Origin of the sequence: Neobacillus drentensis (assembly GCF_036966985.1) — a bacterium.
Taxonomy (GTDB): Bacteria; Bacillota; Bacilli; order Bacillales; family Cytobacillaceae; genus Neobacillus; species Neobacillus drentensis_E.
Genome location: NZ_JBALSN010000014.1, coordinates 1 through 2031, shown reverse-complemented (window position 1 = coordinate 2031; position 2031 = coordinate 1). Strand labels below are relative to the sequence as shown.

Sequence of the window (2031 nt, the reverse complement as noted above, 5' to 3'; positions counted from 1 at the left end):
CTTGGATAATGCCGTCATTGAATCCTTCCACTCCACTATTAGGTCCGTTCAATTAATCCCGGAGCATTTTTATTGAATAAAGGGAGCTTACCAATGTTTTTATTTTTCCTAAATTCTCAATTCCACATGATGGTCGAGTCCGTCATCTCGTAATTCCACAAATGGTCCTGCTGCTTTTTCCTTTTCAAGAATCGGAATTTGCACACCGTCAACGGTCAACTCGCTTCCACTGCCACCAGACCCATTCCTTACGTTAATGTGGTAAGGAGTCTTCCCAAATCGGTACGTAGCCGAGTATCCCGGCCATTCACTAGGAATACGCGGATCAATATAAAGACGAGTTTCTCGTCGCCGAATCCCTAGGATCCACTCGATACCGGCCTGATAAAACCACCCTGATGCACCCGTATACCATGTCCATCCTGAATGTCCCTGATTCGGTTCTGCCGTATACACATCGGCGGCAATCGAGTATGGCTCACCCACCTGTATATCTTCTTACTTCTTGGTCGGTACGAGTATGCGTCATCGGATTAAGCATCGTAAACATCTCCATTGCCTTATCACCGTTACCAAGCTGACACCAAGCGATGATTCCCCAAATAACTCCATGTGTATATTGGGCACCATTCTCCCTGATTCCCGGTGGATAACCTTGTATATATCCAGGGCTTGGTTCAGTCTGATCGAAAGCTGGAGTCAACAGCCGAACAACCGCAAGGTCCTGCTCGACGAGTTCCCTGTCGAACGAGTTCATTGCCTGAACAGCACGATCCATTGGTGCTGCTCCTGAGATTACGGACCATGATTGAGCAATAGCGTCGATCCGGCACTCCTCATTTTGAATGGAGCCGAGCCATTGTCCTGCATCAGTAAAGGCCCGTCGGTACCACTGACCATCCCAGCCCTCTTTGTTGAGAGAGTCTGTTAACTGTTTTCGCATTGTCTGAAATGATTCCACCCGTTCAGAATCCCCACGCAATCCGCAAAGCTCGGTAAATCGGTTCAACACGTCACAAATAAACCAGCCAAGCCACACGCTTTCGCCGCGTCCCTTCACACCAACCTGATTCATGCCATCATTCCAATCTCCTACTCCGATTAATGGCAAACCATGCTCGCCAATCCGGCTCAATGCCCGATCGATCGCTCGCAGGCAATGCTCATAAACCGTGCCAGTTTCAGAAGAACGTACGGTCGGTTCATAGCGTTCGTGTTCACCCTCAGCAAGCTGTTCACTCATTAGGAACGGTGCGACTTCGTCCAAAACCGTTCGATCACCAGTATGCTCGATGTAACGTGAAACCACATACGGCATCCATAATAAATCATCAGAAAACGTCGTCCGGATCCCACGTTCAGTTTCTTCATGCCACCAGTGCTGCACATCCCCCTCTAAATATTGATGGGAGGCGTGGAGCACAATTTGTGCTCTTGTTTTTTCTGGCATCGTATGAAGGAGTGCTAGCGAATCCTGCAATTGATCGCGAAAGCCAAATGCTCCTCCCGCTTGATAAAAGGCCGTTCTGGCCCATATTCGACAGGCAAGGGACTGATATAATAACCACCCGTTCAACATAAAATCGGTTTCCTTTGACGGGGTTGACACTTGAATTTGGCCTAAATGATGGTCCCAAAAAGCAGTAATCTCCTCCATCGCTTGATCACAAGCGGAAGGTTGGCTGTATTTCTCAGTTAACTGTAAGACACTCTCTTTAGAATCCTCGCATCCTAATAAAATATAGACAACCTGTTCTTCCTCCGGGTTTAACGTGAGCTTAGTCTGAATCGCACCACAAGATTCGTAATGCGTGCCTGTCCGACATGACAAACCAACACGATCCATTCCCGCTGGATGTTCCATACTTCCATTTCGTCCAATAAATTCGTTGCGGTCCGCGGTCCACGTAAGATCGTTTAAATGGTCAGGGCCCGTATCATCACCCCGCTGCGGATACATCCCCAAAAATGCGGTGGCATCACGGAAGGTTTCTTGATATGTGTTTTTGGCGATCATGACCCGCTCAGACT

At 48.2% G+C, this 2031-nt stretch carries 2 protein-coding genes; both read right to left on the bottom strand.

The window, feature by feature from the left end:
• Positions 1-108: 108 nt before the first annotated feature.
• Complete coding sequence (locus V7659_RS32255) at positions 109-486, bottom strand: GH36-type glycosyl hydrolase domain-containing protein (RefSeq protein WP_335537498.1); 378 nt, start codon at positions 484-486, stop codon at positions 109-111.
• The coding region (locus V7659_RS00845; protein ID WP_438825857.1) for a GH36-type glycosyl hydrolase domain-containing protein at positions 479-2031 on the bottom strand (1553 nt) is incomplete at its 5' end. The genes V7659_RS00845 and V7659_RS32255, both read right to left, overlap by 8 nt.